Consider the following 16735-nt stretch of genomic DNA (forward strand, 5'->3'; position numbering starts at 1 on the left):
TTAATGCCTGTTTAGAAAATGTCATAAATTGTTGTGCCAAATATATATATGCCCAGTACAACTAACACTATGGCAAAAAGCTTTCTTACCTGTTGTTGCGGAATTTTATCCATGATGCGCACGCCTAACATTGAGCCTAAAATCCCCATAAACACGATCACCAAAACGGTTTTCCAGTTCATCGTCAAAGCAAATTGTTGAAGTACATTTTGGTATTTGAGATAACCCATAAAGGATTGCATCATAATGATGACTAAACTGCTGCCAATAGCTTGTTGAAAGGCTAATTTCCCAAGTAAAAACAAAGCAGGTACAATCAAAAATCCGCCACCCACCCCAACAAAACCAGCGATACCACCCACTAAGATACCAGCGCTCATAACAAACAGATTACGCGACGCCGCCACCTCGCTGCTAGTTGACGTTACGGGCGAAAACATTGAACGACTGGCAATTAGCATAACAATTGAAAAGGTCAGTAACTGAAATTCACCAGAAACAAACTGTGATGTCCACGCCCCAAAGTATGTACCGAACATACTGGGCAAACCAAATAGCAAAACAAATTTCCAACTGACTAATCCGCGTTTGATATAAGAGATACTGCCAAAGGCAGATATGCAGCCTACGATAAAAAGTGATTCCGCAATGGCAAGTTTGGCAGGTTCGTCTGCGACATAAATGAGCAGCGGTACGGTAATAATTGAACCACCCGAGCCTAGCAAACCTAAACTCAAACCTATCAAAACAGCGCCTAGTACAATAAAAACATTCAATTCAGAGACTCTACATTATGTTTAAAGGGATTTTTAAATAGACATGGCCATTCGACTCTTTTGGTGGCATTGCTCCTGCCCTGATATTAACCTGGATCGCAGGTAGCAACAAACGCGGAACACTCAAGGTAGCATCTCTGGTATTTCGCATATCGACAAACTCATTTACTGACACACCAGCTTGAACATGCACGTTGTTACGTTGCTGTTCAAGCACTGATGTTTCCCATGCAAACACATCCCTATCTGGGGCTTTATAGTCATGCCCAACAAACATTTTTGTTGAGCTGGGGAGTGACAGGATTCTTTGAATCGAATGATAGAGTATCGTTGCACTGCCAAGGGGGAAATCAGTTCTCGGGGTGCCATAATCTGGCATAAACAAAGTATCACCCACAAAAACATTATCTTCGATTAGGTAGGATACACACGCAGGAGTATGCCCTGGTGTATGCAGCACTGTGATATCCACATGACCTAATTTAATGATTTGTTCATGTGTAAAAAGATGATCAAACTGACTACCGTCGGTTTTAAATTCGTTTTCTAAATTAAAAAGAGATTTAAAGGTTTTTTGAACACGGCATATGTGTTCTCCAATACCAATACTGCCCCCCAAAATACCTTGTAAATAATACGCTGATGATAAATGGTCAGCATGAGCATGGGTTTCTAATATCCATTCTACGTTATAGTCATTTTTGACAATATGATTGACAATTTTGTCAGCAGAAACGGTACTAGTGCGACCTGATGCAGAGTCATAATCCAGTACAGGATCGATAATGGCACAGTAAGATGTTTCCCCATCGACTACTAAATAGCTGATTGTATTAGTATTTTCATGAAAAAACGCAGTGATTTCGATTTCATTCACAAGTCAAATTCCGTTTACCGTTGGGACTACCTAGTTGAATTTTCAAATACCCGCCACTCCTAGCTGAGCAAAATCACAGCGCGCTGATTTATCCGGCTAGATATGTTGTACCCTATTCTTGTAGCCATGAGTGTATCAAGACCATTGAAAAGCCCATGTAATATCAATCCATATTAAAAGGTCCTAATGGCACAGAATATTCCAAAAAAACAGTTCAAACATACCTTATTACAGTGCTTTTTCTGCTTTTATCACTAAGTTAAACAATTGATCCTTGAGGTGGACCCTTCGCGTTTTTAGAGAGTCTAAATATTCGTCCGAAACAGGCTCATTATTTTCTTCAATATGATGAACTTCGCTATCTAATTGATGATAAGCGTCAAACAATTTCGCAAAATGATTATCGTTCATCTTTAGGTGGCGGATGGTGTGCTGGTGTTTGGGGAAATCGTTAACTAAGGTATGTTTGTCTAATTGCATGTGATAAACCTTTTATGTCAGTTTTCTTGGTAACACCATTGTATTGTGTGAAATTTTACTGACATTGATCCATATCACTTTTTAATATTCGACTAAATGCGCATTAGCTAAAAAGCAGAATGCCAATTTTGGCCAGATAAAAACACGTTATTACCAAGTACATTACTGAGCACTAAAACTCTCGGCTGATCCATAGCGCCGGACGTTTAATTATCTAAAAGGTCAGAAGTCAGAATGAAGTATTACCGGGGGAAATGATTGATAAGGCTCCACTTAAGGATGAGTATCTCGAGTGATGACAAGAGTTCTTTTGAGTGTCAGGTTATTTTTAACACCGCCATAAATAAAAACGGAGAGGAAATTCTATGCTGAACACTAAAATTTTAACGTATCCAATTTACGGTGCAGTGAAGCATGAATTAATTCAACATTACTGCTTTGCAAGCTAGCCAAGAAATGTTCAAACAGGCCCAATATGCGATTATCTTTTTCTGAATACATCTGCTTCAATAGTAAATCACTTATCGCTTCATCCATTTGACTGGATGACCCACACTGGCCATTAATATGGTGAAATAAAGCTTTCAGGACATCCTTTTGCCAATTATCAACATAGCTGGTTTTCAGTCGCGTTGGATACTTAAATAAGTCGGTAATGTCCAATTCTAGATCTTCATTCGGTTCACTAGAGCAAAACAATAGTCGATACTTTAGAAGCTCATTTAAATTGAGCTGAGATAGGTGCTGTTTAATTAATTCACGCTTTTTCATAAATTTGATTACGCACAGAACCCCATAAGGAGATCAATAGGAGATCAAAATGAGTGAAGTATTAGTCAGCTCTCGATTGACCACGTAAAACTGATATAACGCATGCTACGACAACAAATGCTAGAGACATGTGTAATGCCATCTCTACTGTTTTGATAAGTGCTGGATTCTGCTCTGGTGTAAACTGAGTGTTACCCAAATAAAAATGTACCATAAGATTCACCAGGCTCATTCCCAAAAGGTTGCCTATGGTTCGCGCAAGATTCATCGATGCTGCAGCCGCCCCCACCTCGTGACGCCTAGCAGCGCCCATGATGGCGTTATTATTAGGAGTAGAAAATAAACCAAAGCCTATCCCAATTAATAAAAACGAACTGGTAATAAAAGTCACACTGGTTTGGATATTCATGCTGCTCAACACCCACAGCCCGCATGCAACAATCACACAACCTAAGGTTGCCACCATCCGTGGCTGAAATCTATCAGCCAACTTGCCAGATAACGGTGCCATTATCGCCATTGACAATGCCTGAACCAATATAACCTGCCCAGCATCTGAAGGACTGAGACCTTTTACATATTGTAAATATAAACTCATCAAAAATATCAGCGGAAAATTACTGGCATACATCAACAATGATGTGGTTAATGACATCGAAAACATACGATTATCACGGAACATTTGTACACGAATAAGTGGTCGGCGACTGCGACTCTGATGAAAAATAAAAAGTGTCAGACTGATAGCTGATAATCCAAGTATCACCCCCCCTAAACTGTTAGGTAGCATACTTAACCCATATACTAAGGATGACGCGAACACAGCAAAAATACATGTTCCCCACCAGTCATATCGGGTTTTTTCATCATTTTTCCATTCACCTGACAAACGCATTTTAATCAACAATAAAAGTGCCATTACTATGGGTACCTGAAAGAAAAAGACCGAACGCCAGCCCCATAATTCAGTTAGCCAACCACCGACTGCTGGTGCCACGGTTAATCCAACATAAACACATGCAGCAGCGATACCAAGAGCTGCCCCTCGTTTATGGGAAGGCGTAACTGATGTAATAATCGCCACACCCGGACCAAAAATCATCGCCGACGCAGCACCTTGAACAAATCGCCAAAACAGCACCCACTCGATACTGGTTCCCAGTCCACACATCAAAGAGGAAAACGCATTTAAAGCCAGTCCATAGGCATATATCCGCTTTCTTCCGTAATTGTCTGCTAACTTACTCGCAGGCAGCATAAAAATCACACTGCTTAATATAAACAAAGTGGGTAGCCACGAAACCATCTTAGCATTGGCCTGTAAATCAGCGGCTAAATCTGGGATTGCGATATTCACAGAAGCCATTCCCAAAGGCCCAATAATGGAACCCATACAAACAATGATTAATGCAAATTTGGCGACAGCAGCATTTTCAGTGGAAGTTTCTGACAAAACGTGGAAAAACCTTATGACTGAGTGAGATTAAGATCATACCCAATCAATAGCTCAAGTACAGGTATTAATTGGTTTGGTTGTTTGCAGTTAATAATTTTATCAAGCAGCAGCGTGCTCTTACAGAAATCAATAAAGTGAATCAATGCTTATATCGCTATCCGCTTTTTTACTGCTAAACAATAAATGGGACCACTCTTTTAACCCGCTGCATATAATCTAAGTAGGTATCACCAAATTCTTTGATGAGATCTTGTTCTTCAAAATACAAACCGATAAATATATAAGCACTGATGCCTGCGGCAAAAACCACGTGACTGGCAGTGGACACTGGTATGGCCCAAACGCCAATCAGTATGCCTGTCTGAATAGGATGGCGAACTATCTTATAAAACCCTGCCGTTTTAAATGCAGCAACAGGCGCGGCCTTGCCTTGCAAAGGGTCAAAGGTTTGGCGTAGACCTAATAATTCAAAATGATTGAGCATAAACGTGGCTAAAAACAGGAATAACCATCCAAAAACTGCGATGCCGCGGATCACATACACGCCCATTTCAGACTCTACTTGCCAGATAACTGAGCCAAAAGGTACCCACAGATAACACATACCTGCAATGGCCACAGCGGTCGCAAGCACATAGGTTGAACGTTCAATACTCGGATCGATAAAACGAGTCAGCCAACTTTTAAAATAAGGCCTTGCCATGATGCTGTGCTGCAGACCAAACAGCAAAAGTGCAAAAGTATTGGCGACAAAAACAGTCACCCAAGAAGCAGACGGCTCTATACTGTTGACTGTTTGTGGCAGCCAAAGATCGTTCATAAACAGAATAAAATAAATCAGTGATGCGATTCCGGCGCAATAACACATCAAAGAATAAATAAAACATGCTGTTTTTTTAATTGAAATAGTAATCATGTTTTTAATAATATTTTTTAGCGTAGTGTATGAAATTGTGTGCAGCTAGTTATAGCAGATTTTAAGGCCTGAGAGTTAATACCACCCAAAAGTACACTTTAAATACATCCAAACACCCGAGCTTATTGTCAAAGTTCAAAAACCCATGATGACTAACAGCCTTGATAGTCATAAAACCTTAAAAAGATAAACTTAAAAACTCAATATATAACTATTTTAAACACATAGTTTATTTATATGTTATAAAAGCATGGGATCCTGCTTTATTTAACGTGTGAGGTGATAATGAATACCCATGACAAAAAACCACTTTTAAGTGACATTGAAGTGGTACAGAAGATTTTCAATCATATCGACCACGCCACGACAGATAAGGGTAATCAAAGCTGGAAGGAGCCGGTGGATAACTACCGATCGAAAGCACGACTTGATGCTGAACTAAAAATATTGCAAAGCCGCACTGTTGTTTTTTGTCCTTCGAGCGCCCTTGCCAAACCTGGTGATTATATTGCCCGCGATGTAGCGGGAATACCCTTGATAGCGGTACACGGGTTAGACGGAATTGTGCGTGCTTTTAGGAATGCCTGTCGCCATAGAGGAGTGCAACTTGTCAATGGCCAAGGTTGCGCCCGCGCCTTAGTATGCCCTTATCATGGCTGGGCCTATAGTCTTGATGGAAGTCTGCGAAGTATTCCCCACGAACATGGGTTTCCTGATGTTGATAAGGCAACACGAGGGCTGGTTGCTGTGGCGTGTATGGTGAGCAATGGTTTAGTGTTCATCAACCAAACTTCCCAAGCCAACATAGAGCACGATGTTGCGTGTGTGCCAAAACTCATTCCTGACGGCTTCCGTTTGCTGAATTCGGGTAGCCAGATAATCAAAGCGAACTGGAAATTACATCTCGAAAGTTCGCTCGAGGGTTATCATATTCGGCAAACCCACAAAAATACTTTTTTCCCCGTGCAATACGACAACCTAACCGTGGTTGAAGCCTTTGGAGAAAATAGCCGTGTGGCCTTTCCCTACCAGTCAATAGAAGGATTACGCAATAAGAAAGGCACTGACATCTGCGTTGATGGACGACTGACCTACGTATATCATTTGTTTCCAAACGTGGTCATTTCAACTTTCCCAGGATGTATGCAAGTGGTGGTGCTTGAACCCATTGATGAGTCAACCACCCGACAACATACTTATCTTGTGAGTGATATTGATGAGAAAGATACTGAATCACTTAATAAGGTTTTCGAAGGGCAAAAATTCGCAGCCAAAGGCGCCATTGAAGACCAACAGATAGTATTATCAGCGCAACGAGGACTGTTGAGTGGGGCCAACGAATTTCTAGAATTTGGTCTATTTGAGGCTGCCATCGTTCGGCTGCATACCCATCTAACAAGAGAAATTGAACAATTAGATAAACCTTTGGGTCATTGATAGTTATGCCCCCATCTCCCCCAACCTCCTTTATGGAGACATCTCTGGATAATGATAATGATAGTTATAATAATTATCACACAAAGATATTAGCTGACTATCCTTCGTCAAATCGATTACTGCTTTCACTATTCAGCCAACCTAACCTAACGCATATGTCAATTAAGCAACTGATCGCTTGGGGGGCGTTATTTGCACATGAGCCCGCAACAATCCGCGTGGCTGCTGGGCGATTAGTGAAACAAAGATTGCTAGCAGCACAACAACGTGGGCATTACACCGCAGGCACAACAAACAAGTCGATTAATCAGCTCGCAGCAACATGGCGCCATTCACAGGAAAGAGTTGCCCCATGGAAAGGCGGATGGTTAAGTGTCTATACTGCACATCTTGGACGCACCTGTAAACAAAGCATCCGATTGCGTGAGCGCGCTTTTAGACTAACAGGATTTAAACCTCTTGAGAAAAACCTTTGGTGTCGTCCGGATAACCTTATAGAAACAACCGATGCAACATTTACTAGGCTCGTCGATATTGGGCTCGAAGAAAACGCGATCTTGATGAGAGTCGATCATTTCAACGATAACCTAGCCACAAGTCCCTTGTCTCTTTGGTCACCACAGCAGTTAGAAAAGACTTATGGACTTCTGGTATCACTCATGGAAAAAAGTGCAGCAAGACTAGTAGATCTTGATGTCAAACAGGCCACCAAAGAGTCTTTTTTAATTGGCGAACATGTCATACGTCACATCAACCAAGACCCCTTATTACCCGAAGAGATGGTGGACGTAGCGGCAAGGCAAAATTTACTCACCACTATGGTTGAATACGACAGAATCTGCCATCCAATATGGCATGAATTTCTATACAATGGTTGAGACAAGTTGACAGCCTTATCCAGTAATTGCTGTCGTTAATAGTTCACAAATGACAGAGACATGGTCGTTGAATTTGAATCTGCCCCCTTTTATCACTTTTCTCTCAATCAAATTCATAAAACTCAATTGATACAGCAACCGTAACAAAGCACTCAATTTTAAACGTTATCTCAATGGGTGCCCCCCCTTAATTAGCTATTACTGGACTTCCATAAAAATGGCCACTATTGTGCCCTTACAAAAAAGTTAATAAAAAGCCACATCTCATGCCTAATAAAAAACTAATAACCGTGATTTTTGCACGCTTTTCTATCGTTTTAATTGCGTTTTTCATATTGCAGACACAGGTTTTTGCAGCGCCGCTGGTTGAACAACGGGTCACAATGGATGATGGACATAAACTCACCTTATATAGTCGAAGCGCTGAAAATCCAACAGCAGCAATTTTATTAATTCATGGCCGTACTTGGAGTGCCCTGCCGGATTTTGATTTGGTCACGGCACAAGAAGACTTATCAATGATGAATGCATTGGTAAAAGAAGGCATGGCCGTTTACGCAATTGATTTACGTGGATATGGCAAAACACCCAGGGATAAAAGTGGCTGGAATACGCCTGAGCAAGCGGCTAAAGATACCTCGATGGTGTTGGATTATATTGACAGTCGTCACAAAACACTCAAAGGTACAACAGTCTTCGGTTGGTCTAACGGCTCCCTAGTCGGAATGCTAACGGCACAAAAGTATCCTGATAAAGTCAAAAACCTAGTGCTATACGGGTTTCCAATTGATACACAGATGACATTTGAAGACAGCCTGACAGGCCAAATACCGCACAAAAAACTAACCACAGCCGAGGCTGCCGCTGAAGATTTCATTGTACCTGGCACCATTTCAAAAGAAGCGATCGATGCCTATGTTAAAGCCGCTCTCGCAGCTGATCCTGTGCGCGCCGATTGGAATAGGCTGAGCCAATGGAACCAACTTGATGCTGCCAACATTCTTGTTCCGACCCTGCTCTTGCAGGCAGAGCACGATCCTCTCGCCAATCTGGATGCGGATGCGCTGTTTTTTAAAAAGCTGGCTACTCAGGACAAGCAGTGGGTCATTTTATCAAATGCGGACCATGCTGCCTTGTTAGAGAGTGCAAGGTTCAGGTTGTATCACGCGGTGGTGAGTTTTATGCAATGGAGTGAGTTGTAGGCGAGTGAATATTGCACTCGCCATTGGTGGCATTGTCGGTTTGATGAAAGCCTATGGTGGCTTAACGTGGTTAATGAATATGATTTGCGCCAAGGTAAAAGGTAAAAAAGGGGCTGAATTTGGCATTGCTTCACTGGCTTGTTTGTTAGACTTATTCATTACCAATTGAATCACTGGGGGTCGGAACAAAATTTAATATCTACTCGCAGTGACTTAACTGCCAAAAACAAGTTAATGATATATATCAACATAAACGCCCCTATTAACTGGCTAAGGGCAGTTCTTCTAACACAAACATGGGATTACTTAAAAGGAGTTTTCAAGCACCTTAAGTAAAGAACAATTTGGGCTCAATTGTTGGAGATTTAGCTTAGACAACTGTGGCCTAATTAGGGTGCACATATTGTTTTAAACGTTTGTCATCGCTCAAAACAAGTTTGGTTAATGTTAGCTGGCCCTGCCCCCTATTCGTTTACCTTGAACATTGGTAATCGCTTGGCTATATACCTAAAAATGCCCTCTGCTATTCTCATTAGCGCTCAAAAATCTTCAAATTTTATTAACTGAGGATGGAAATTTAATTACCTAGAAATAGAAGTGTAATTAAATTAAAATACATGACTAATCTACTAGGGAAAGACAACGATGCAACAACAATTAGATAACCATTCTATATTAAGAGTTAATTTAAATTCTTTTAGACATTATATTGGCATGGCCTTTTTTGCTATTACCCTTAGCGCCTGCGGTGGCAGCAGCCAGTCCACAAAAGCTGTCGAGACTACTACTCCTGTCAATACTATTCCCTTGGCCGTGGCGGACAACTTTAGTACTAATCAAAATACCACTTTAACTGGTGACCTTGCTGCCAACGATACTGGTCTTAATGATAGTCCAGTCACCTTCAGCATTGATACACCTGCCAGCAATGGTGTGGTTACTGTTACTGGTAACGGCATTGCAAGCTATATTCCTGGGACGGATTTTAGTGGTACCGATAGTTTTATTTATATGGTTACTGATGCAGATGGTGATGAGTCCACAGCCACGGCTTCTATCACCGTTATTGCAACCGTTGTGACTCCTGTCGACACGATGCCCTTGGCCGTGGCAGACAGCTTTAGTACTCATCAAAATACCACTTTAACTGGTGACCTTGCTGCCAACGATACTGGTCTTGATGACAGTCCGGTCACATTTAGTATTGATACACCTACCAGTAATGGCGAGGTTACTGTTACTGGTAACGGCATTGCAAGCTATATTCCCAACACAGATTTTAGTGGTACCGATAGCTTTGTCTATGTGGTAACTGATGCCAATGGTGATGCGTCTACTGCCGTGGTGTCTATCACTGTTATCGCTGCCAATGCTTCTGTTTCGTGGCCTGCAGTCAACAGTGTCATAACGGCTAATGTAGACGCCACGGTTGGCTTCATTTTAGCTGAAATGACGATTGGCGAAAAAGTAGGACAGATGGTGCAAGCTGAAATTGGTGGAGTGAGTGTCGCTCAAGCTCGACAATATGATTTGGGCTCTGTACTAAATGGTGGTGGGAGCTGGCCTAACGGCAAAAACTCCAGTATTGCAGACTGGGTTGCGCTGGCTGATAGCTTCTATGAAGCCAGTACTGATATTAGCGATGGTGGGGTTGGTATTCCGCTTATTTGGGGTACTGATGCGGTACATGGACATAATAATGTTATTGGGGCCACTATTTTCCCTCATAATATTGGTCTGGGTGCAGCCAATGATCCCGAGTTGATGCGCCAGATTGGTAAGGCTACGGCTTTGGAAGTTGCGGTTACTGGGATCGACTGGGTATTTGCTCCCACACTGGCCGTTGTGCGCAATGATCGCTGGGGGCGAACCTACGAAGGTTACTCCGAAGACCCAGAAATAGTAAAAGCCTATGCAGGTGAGGTGGTTATTGGCCTGCAGGGAACGGATGCAGATCGCTTTGGCCCTGCCCATGTGATTGCCACAGCAAAACACTTTATTGGCGATGGTGGTACGCAAAATGGTACCGACCAAGGTAATACTGTTGTAAGTGAAACCGAGTTACGTGATATCCACGCCCAGGGCTATCTGTCTGCATTAGGCGCTGGCGCGCAGACGGTTATGGCTTCTTATAACAGTTGGAATGGCGTAAAGTTACATGGTGATAATTACCTGCTAACCAAGGTGCTAAAAGAGCAGATGGGGTTTGATGGCTTTGTTATTGGCGATTGGAACGGTCATGGTCAGGTACCGGGTTGCACCGACAATCAATGTGCGCAGGCAATTATGGCGGGGGTCGATATGATTATGGTGCCCTTTGCGTGGCAGGAATTTATTCAGAACACCATTGTTCAGGTTGAAAATGGCACTATTCCGATGTCACGTATTGATGATGCGGTCACCCGCATTCTTCGAGTGAAAATGCGCGCGGGTTTTGCCGAAAAAGTTAAACCGTCTCTTCGTTTATACGCTAACGACAGCACATTGATAGGGTCAACGCCTCATCGAAATATCGCTCGCGAGGCGGTGCGCAGTTCATTGGTATTATTGAAAAACAGTAATAATATTTTACCCCTAGCGCCCAATACTAACGTACTGGTGACGGGTAGTGGCGCCAATAATATTGGCATGCAAAGCGGCGGCTGGACCTTGAGTTGGCAAGGTATAGGGAATTCCAATGCTGACTTCCCTGGTGCCACATCAGTCTACGGCGGGATTGAAACCTTAGTTAATGCTAGTGGAGGTACCACAAGACTCAGTACTAATGGTGCTTTTAGCGGCACTACTCCGGATGTGGCTATTGTAGTATTTGGTGAGACACCCTATGCAGAGGGTGTAGGTGATTTAAACAATATCGAGTATAAGGCTGGGGATAAGTCAGATTTGGCATTGCTGGAATCTCTGCGTGCGCAGAATATTCCTGTGGTATCCATTTTTTTAACAGGTCGTCCACTGTGGGTAAATAAGGAGCTTAACGCCTCTAATGCCTTTGTTGTCGCCTGGCTGCCAGGCAGTGAAGGCGCTGGTATAGCGGAGGTTATTTTTAAAACTGCAACAGACACCATCAATTACGACTTTACTGGGAAACTCTCTTTCTCCTGGCCAAAGCGTACTGATCAGATTGTGATTAATCGCAACGACACAGACTATGATCCGTTGTTTGCTTATGGATTTGGCTTGACCTATCAAGATACAGATACTTTGGGTGACAATCTGGACACTGGCGACAACGGCACAGGTCAGCCATCCGTTGTTTTCTCAGTTCCAGGGACTATTGAGGCAGAGCAATTTATAGCCATGAATGGCGTTCAGACTGAGGCTTCTTCTGATAGCGGTGGCGGTACTGGTGGGAGTATCAATGTAGGTTATATCAATACCGGTGATTGGCTGGAGTACAACATTGATGTGCAGACTCCTGGTCAATACATTATTGAATACCGACTTGCCAGTGATATCGGGAGCAGCGGTTTTATTACTCTTAGCGATGGCACAGAGATTGATAGGCAGTCAGTTCCTAACACCGGTGGTTGGCAGTCATGGATAACTAAATCAGCAAATGTTGACTTGACGTCAGGCACGCAAACCCTGCGCATTAATGCGGTGGGACCTGATTGGAATATAAACTGGATACGCTTTAGCCTCACTGATTAAGGAATATAAAAAAAGGGGCAGTGTCAAATTTAAGGATTATGCCCATCATCTTAACCTGTTTTTCTTGACTCTATTGACGGCCCTTTTTTTCAGAATAGAAGGGTGAAGTCAATTTAAAGAATAGCTTCCGGCCAGTCTTCGCAAAAATAAATATGACAGCCAGCTTAAGGTCAGTGGCAGAAGACCCAAGGTGTTTAACGCATTATAAATTTAGTGACAATATCGTGACATTGGCGCTGTTACTGAGGATTATGTAACTTACTCCTGATATAGAACCACAATAAGGCAACTCTTATAGCCTGTTATTACACAGTTACAAATGCCATTTATTACAGTATCTTTACTAAGCCATTAATGCTCTCATCAAGGCAAACTAAAAACCAACTACTCAGGTAAAGTAATATTCAATTCCAATACGGAACGAGAATCATCGTTCTCGACCTGCACAGTCACCTGATCATCATCAATATTCACATATTTACGGATCACATCAATGATCTCCTGCTGCATCTTCGGTAGATAATCAGGCTGGTGACGTTTATGACGTTCGTGGGCAACGATAATTTGCAAACGCTCCTTGGCAAAGGAAGCCGAGCTTTTTTGTTCTTTCTTTAAAAAATAATTAAAAATACTCATTTTTCGCCTCCTAGTAATCTCTTCAGAAATCCTTTTTTCTTCACGTCAATAAAACGATGTTCAACTTCTTCGCCCAGTAACCGTAATACTGCATCAAGATAAGCCTGTCCTGCCTCTGACTTCTGATCTAAAATAACGGGAACACCTTGGTTCGATGCTTTTAGTACAGCTTCTGATTCTGGAATAACGCCCAACAAAGGCACAGCCAGTATATCTTCAACATCGCTCACACTGAGCATCTCGGCTGACGCAACACGTTCAGGGTTGTAACGCGTTAATAGTAGATGCTCTTTAACTGAGCCGCCTTGCGATGCTTTAAGAGACTTGCTCTGCAAAATACCAATAATACGATCCGAGTCGCGTACAGAAGAGACTTCCGGGTTAGTGACAATAATCGCTTCATCTGCAAAATATAGCGCCATCAGCGCACCTTGCTCGATACCTGCTGGTGAATCACAAATGATATATTCAAAGTCCTCAGCCAAAGCATCTAAAACGCATTTTACACCTTCCGTAGTTAACGCATCTTTATCACGTGTTTGTGATGCAGGCAGAATATACAAACCCGACGTGCGTTTATCTTTAATCAGTGCCTGATTTAAACTAGCTTCCTTATTAATTACGTTAACAAAGTCATACACAACTCGTCGTTCACAGCCCATAATCAAATCAAGGTTACGCAAACCCACATCAAAATCGACCACCACAGTTTTACAACCCCGCAGCGCCAAACCTGTTGCGATTGCAGCACTCGTCGTCGTTTTACCTACGCCACCTTTACCAGATGTTACTACAATAATTTTCGCCACACTATTCCTCATTGTCAGTTTTGATAAACCCATTCATCGGCACAATACCGTGCGCTAAATAGCTTTAACTTGAATGGATTCATCTTCTAAAAATACATATGCTGCTTGTTTCCAACACTGCTGACGTAGTTTATCATTCATCATAAAAAAACCAGCAATAGAAACTAATTCTGCTTCCATCTGACGACAGAAGACGCGTGCGCCTTTATCGCCTTTAACACCCGCTAAAGCACGTCCACGCAACGGGCCATAGACATGAATGTTACCATCCGCTAACACCTCAGCTCCTTCGCTGACCCCCGCCATCAAAATCAAATCCGCGCCTTCTGCATACACTTGCTGACCGGAACGAACCGGTTTGGCAATCACTTTACTGGGGTGAAAAACGGCGACTTTTTCATCAACTGGTTGAACAGGCTCAACCTGAATATTAGTAGTTCGGGTATTTGAAGCAGGTAAGGAGGCTAGACCTAATCCGATGACGGTTGAGACCAACTTTTTGGGCACCGCCCTACAAGCAATCGGTTGCAATCCTAGCTCACGACAATACCCGACAACTAGATTCAGTTGCTCAGCCTGAAACTCACCAGAATAGGAAGCTAGGTTTAGCACAAGAGGAGATGCATTAAAAAACTGTGGTGCTGAATCAATTTTTTGCCTTAACTGCTCAAAAAACTGGTCCTTTGAATAATTATAAAGATCCATAACAATCGCTGTAAAAGCGCTGCCTTTCATCTGAAAACAAGCATTTTCCATTGGACAATCCTGTACTACGAATAAAAACTGACACACTCACTAACTTGTCCAACTCAGATGCCCATGCTGTTGAGCAGATTAATCAAAAGCAACTAATTGAAGTACAACTTTAGCAAATAGACTCTAAATCAGGAAACAAAACGAAATAGATTTATTATAAAAACCAACAGTAACTGACTTTTTGCTTATTGGTGTAATGAAAAAATTTATTATCGGTACCATTATAAGCAGAGATTAGCTGATTGTGCAGCATTTTGTGACATCGGCGAGATGTTAACTCCTATTAAAGGCAACAGTAAATGCATGCAAAGTGAATTCCATCCCTATTCCTTCCCCCCTTTTTTCCACTGCCGTTACTCTGCTGACACTTTTGGTTTGACTCATAATACCGCTTAAATCAAGCAAGGATAACACGCTCGTATTTGATAACATGTCGTAGTTTTATGTCGTGATTTTAATGAGCAGCGTTACAGCTTTAAAATCACTGCCAATGGTATACTTTCTTAACGAACTGCCTTTAAAATAATAAATACTTCTCCATTTAACGCAGGTTAATTTTAAAGGAGCATGAATAATTGCCATGTTTAACAATCGATTAGGTATTTGTTTTTCCACAAAATGGCGATTATAGCGATAACAAAATTCATTTAAGTATTCTTGTAAGTAGTTACCCGTAACGCCATGAAACGTGCCCAACAATAACGTTTTCAAATTACCTATCGCGATATGAGCCCAAGGCAACCATTCGTCTACCTTTTCACTTGGCGTGACTCTTGGCTCATGTTGCTGAGTTTTATCTATAATATTCAGCGCAAGATAATCATCCGTTCTAACATGCTTTTTTAGCTAAAAGGTGATGTGATACAAATTCTTTTATTGTTTTAAAATTCACATTTTTAGCCGCTTTCATCGCGATAAACCCTGCCTTTTTATGCTTGTTTTCACATGCAATGATAACGGGGGTTTTCCCTTGAGCTCCACGACCTCGCTTGCCTTTGTGCTTACCGCCAACAAAGGTATTAACTCACTTATTGTGCCCGACAATCGGTAGAGGCTACCCCTGTGTCCCATAGCCGCTCTCACTTTCGTTAACATAAGCCGAGCAGTCTTCCAGTTCACTTCAATAAGCTTGCTTAGCCTTAACGCTGAAATACTGCCTTTGTCTGAGCCGATAAAATACAGTGCCCAAAACCATTTAAGTAACGGTAGATGACTACCATGATATAAAGTACCTGACATTACCGACGTTTGCTTGTGGCAATGGCTGCATTCGGTTAATTCTCAACAGTGAAGGTCAATACCATAGTCGTAACCACAGTGAGGACACATAAACCCATTTGGCCATTTCATTTCCTTCAGATACTGGAGACAATCTTTATTCGTTCTGAATTGCTGTTGCCAAGTTAAAAAACTGGCTTCTGGCCTGAGCAAAGTGGAGAAGCATCTAAATCTAATGACCTGACTCCTTAGCTCTCAAACTTGAGTTGCAAAGCACATACGTAAACATGTAGTCTATGGAAGTTTGCAATTATGCAACAATATCATGTGTTTAATCACTAGGAGTAACGTATGAAAAAATTAGCGCTTTCTGCATTATTGATAAGTTTCAGTACATTTTTGTTTGCTGGCCACCATGAGAATTCGAGTGAATCGGAAGTTCTAAAAGCTTTATCTACTTACATGGATGCTAGAAATAGTCGAGATTTTAAGACGGTTGTCGACATGTCTAGTAAAAGTGGCACATTGGATACAAATTCTGATGGAAGTTTTCATAAACCACTTACCCAACAATCTGTCGACGATTGGAAAAAGAGTGGCGAAGCCTTAACACAATACTTTTTTCCTGAAGCTACTATGATTGCAGAGGGTGTAGTCCATGTACGCTTCTATTCAGAAGGCATGGTAGGCTCCAAAGAAAAAATGTATGATTACAGAACTCGAGTCACCATGAACTGGATAAAGGAAGAGGGGAACTGGGTTATCAAAAGTGCTCATTACTCACCGGCAAGCTATGGTGGTGTTCATAAGACGCAAGCCTCAGACTTTGAGGATTAAACCATCAGTTAATCTATGATATTAAAGCCCTCGGA

At 42.0% G+C, this 16735-nt stretch carries 15 protein-coding genes and 1 pseudogene; 6 read left to right on the forward strand and 10 right to left on the reverse strand.

Features of this window, described 5'->3' with window-relative positions:
• Nucleotides 1-11: 11 nt before the first annotated feature.
• The 6 genes from Q0Y52_RS11115 to Q0Y52_RS11140 all read right to left on the reverse strand — a co-directional run bounded on the left by Q0Y52_RS11115 (nucleotide 12) and on the right by Q0Y52_RS11140 (nucleotide 5180).
• Nucleotides 12-776 carry a sulfite exporter TauE/SafE family protein gene (locus Q0Y52_RS11115; RefSeq protein WP_297821558.1) on the reverse strand — a complete coding sequence of 255 codons (765 nt, stop codon included), beginning with the start codon at nucleotides 774-776 and terminating at the stop codon, nucleotides 12-14.
• Between the two features lie 10 nt (nucleotides 777-786).
• Complete coding sequence (locus Q0Y52_RS11120) at nucleotides 787-1653, reverse strand: MBL fold metallo-hydrolase (RefSeq protein ID WP_297821560.1); 867 nt, start codon at nucleotides 1651-1653, stop codon at nucleotides 787-789.
• Nucleotides 1654-1881: 228 nt separating this feature from the next.
• Complete coding sequence (locus tag Q0Y52_RS11125) at nucleotides 1882-2133, reverse strand: DUF465 domain-containing protein (protein WP_297821562.1); 252 nt, start codon at nucleotides 2131-2133, stop codon at nucleotides 1882-1884.
• Between the two features lie 375 nt (nucleotides 2134-2508).
• Nucleotides 2509-2904, reverse strand: coding sequence for a hypothetical protein (locus Q0Y52_RS11130; RefSeq protein ID WP_297821564.1), 396 nt, complete (start codon nucleotides 2902-2904; stop codon nucleotides 2509-2511).
• 61 nt (nucleotides 2905-2965) lie between these two features.
• Nucleotides 2966-4297 carry an MFS transporter gene (locus Q0Y52_RS11135; protein WP_297821719.1) on the reverse strand — a complete coding sequence of 444 codons (1332 nt, stop codon included), beginning with the start codon at nucleotides 4295-4297 and terminating at the stop codon, nucleotides 2966-2968.
• A gap of 235 nt (nucleotides 4298-4532) precedes the next feature.
• Nucleotides 4533-5180, reverse strand: a complete 648-nt coding sequence (locus tag Q0Y52_RS11140) for an isoprenylcysteine carboxylmethyltransferase family protein (RefSeq protein ID WP_297821566.1) — start codon at nucleotides 5178-5180, stop codon at nucleotides 4533-4535.
• A gap of 381 nt (nucleotides 5181-5561) precedes the next feature.
• On the opposite strand from Q0Y52_RS11140, the gene Q0Y52_RS11145 reads away from it, so the two are divergent.
• From Q0Y52_RS11145 to Q0Y52_RS11165, 5 genes are all read left to right on the forward strand, one after another.
• Nucleotides 5562-6713, forward strand: coding sequence for an SRPBCC family protein (locus Q0Y52_RS11145; protein ID WP_297821568.1), 1152 nt, complete (start codon nucleotides 5562-5564; stop codon nucleotides 6711-6713).
• 5 nt (nucleotides 6714-6718) lie between these two features.
• A complete protein-coding gene (locus tag Q0Y52_RS11150; protein ID WP_297821569.1) occupies nucleotides 6719-7591 on the forward strand; it encodes a transcriptional regulator in 873 nt (290 codons plus the stop codon).
• A 266-nt stretch (nucleotides 7592-7857) separates the two neighbouring features.
• Nucleotides 7858-8793 carry an alpha/beta fold hydrolase gene (locus Q0Y52_RS11155; RefSeq protein ID WP_297821571.1) on the forward strand — a complete coding sequence of 312 codons (936 nt, stop codon included), beginning with the start codon at nucleotides 7858-7860 and terminating at the stop codon, nucleotides 8791-8793.
• A 4-nt stretch (nucleotides 8794-8797) separates the two neighbouring features.
• The gene (locus tag Q0Y52_RS11160) at nucleotides 8798-8962 is read left to right on the forward strand and encodes a hypothetical protein (RefSeq protein ID WP_297821573.1); all 165 of its coding nucleotides are present in this window, start codon (nucleotides 8798-8800) and stop codon (nucleotides 8960-8962) included.
• Nucleotides 8963-9438: 476 nt separating this feature from the next.
• Nucleotides 9439-12444 carry a glycoside hydrolase family 3 N-terminal domain-containing protein gene (locus Q0Y52_RS11165; protein WP_297821575.1) on the forward strand — a complete coding sequence of 1002 codons (3006 nt, stop codon included), beginning with the start codon at nucleotides 9439-9441 and terminating at the stop codon, nucleotides 12442-12444.
• A gap of 384 nt (nucleotides 12445-12828) precedes the next feature.
• On the opposite strand, the gene minE is transcribed toward Q0Y52_RS11165, so the two are convergent.
• The 4 genes and pseudogenes from minE to Q0Y52_RS11185 all read right to left on the reverse strand — a co-directional run.
• Complete coding sequence (gene minE, locus Q0Y52_RS11170) at nucleotides 12829-13080, reverse strand: cell division topological specificity factor MinE (protein ID WP_297821577.1); 252 nt, start codon at nucleotides 13078-13080, stop codon at nucleotides 12829-12831.
• On the reverse strand, nucleotides 13077-13889 hold the full coding sequence (gene minD / locus Q0Y52_RS11175; RefSeq protein WP_297821579.1) for a septum site-determining protein MinD: 813 nt from the start codon (nucleotides 13887-13889) through the stop codon (nucleotides 13077-13079). The genes minE and minD overlap by 4 nt, the downstream gene beginning before the upstream one ends.
• Nucleotides 13890-13943: 54 nt before the next feature.
• Nucleotides 13944-14645: a septum site-determining protein MinC gene (minC, locus tag Q0Y52_RS11180; protein WP_297821581.1), complete on the reverse strand. Its 702-nt coding sequence runs from the start codon at nucleotides 14643-14645 to the stop codon at nucleotides 13944-13946.
• Nucleotides 14646-15203: 558 nt separating this feature from the next.
• Nucleotides 15204-16076: pseudogene (locus tag Q0Y52_RS11185) on the reverse strand (IS1595 family transposase); the annotation flags it as partial.
• Nucleotides 16077-16214: 138 nt separating this feature from the next.
• Between Q0Y52_RS11185 and Q0Y52_RS11190 the strand changes: the two are divergent.
• Entirely contained in the window at nucleotides 16215-16700 is a 486-nt protein-coding gene (locus tag Q0Y52_RS11190) for a hypothetical protein (protein WP_297821583.1), read from the forward strand.
• Nucleotides 16701-16735: the final 35 nt, after the last annotated feature.

The sequence above is a fragment of the uncultured Paraglaciecola sp. genome (assembly GCF_943787955.1).
GTDB lineage: Bacteria > Pseudomonadota > Gammaproteobacteria > Enterobacterales > Alteromonadaceae > Paraglaciecola.